Origin of the sequence: Devosia sp. (assembly GCF_017307495.1) — a bacterium.
In the GTDB taxonomy this organism is placed as follows: Bacteria; Pseudomonadota; Alphaproteobacteria; order Rhizobiales; family Devosiaceae; genus Devosia_A.
The window spans coordinates 1-1,022 of record NZ_JAFKHE010000039.1; the positions used below are offsets into that span (position 1 = coordinate 1).

General features: G+C 64.8%; 1 protein-coding gene. It reads right to left on the minus strand.

The features are described from left to right. The coding region (tuf, locus tag J0I99_RS20260; RefSeq protein ID WP_291399259.1) for an elongation factor Tu at positions 1–1,022 on the minus strand (1,022 nt) is incomplete at both ends.

A 1,022-nucleotide genomic window follows, 5' to 3' on the forward strand; every position in this document is an offset into this window, starting at 1 on the left:
GTGCGGCCGCCTTCACGGATGGCGAAGCGCAGCTTCTCTTCCATCGCGATCGGCACGATCAGGTGCACTTCCATCGAGATGTTGTCGCCCGGCATCACCATCTCCGTGCCTTCCGGCAGGTGCACCACGCCGGTCACGTCCGTCGTGCGGAAGTAGAACTGCGGGCGGTAGTTGGTGAAGAACGGGGTGTGGCGACCGCCCTCTTCCTTGGTCAGGATGTAGGCCTCGGCCTTGAACTTGGTGTGCGGCTTCACCGAGCCCGGCTTGCACAGCACCTGGCCGCGCTCGACGTCCTCGCGCTTCGTGCCGCGCAGCAGCGCGCCGATGTTGTCGCCGGCCTGGCCCTGGTCCAGCAGCTTGCGGAACATCTCGACGCCCGTGACGGTCGTCTTCACCGTGTCCTTCAGACCGACGATCTCGATTTCCTCGCCGACCTTGACGATGCCGCGCTCGACGCGACCGGTCACGACCGTGCCGCGGCCAGAGATCGAGAACACGTCTTCCACCGGCATCAGGAACGGCTGGTCGATCGGACGCTCAGGCTGCGGGATGTAGTCGTCCACCGTCTTCATCAGCGCGATCACCGCGTCATGCCCGATCTCAGGCGTCACGCCGTCCAGCGCGGCCTTGGCCGAGCCCTTGGTGATCGGAATGTCGTCGCCCGGGAAATCGTACTTCGACAGAAGCTCGCGGATCTCCATCTCGACCAGCTCGAGCAGCTCCGCGTCGTCGACCAGGTCGACCTTGTTCATGAACACCACAAGCGCGGGAACGCCGACCTGGCGCGCCAGCAGGATGTGCTCGCGGGTCTGCGGCATCGGGCCGTCGGCAGCCGAAACAACCAGGATCGCGCCGTCCATCTGCGCCGCGCCCGTGATCATGTTCTTCACATAGTCGGCGTGACCGGGGCAGTCGACGTGAGCATAGTGACGCGCAGGCGTCTCGTACTCGACATGCGACGTCGAGATCGTGATCCCGCGCGCCTTCTCCTCAGGAGCCTTGTCGATCTGGTCATAAGCCGT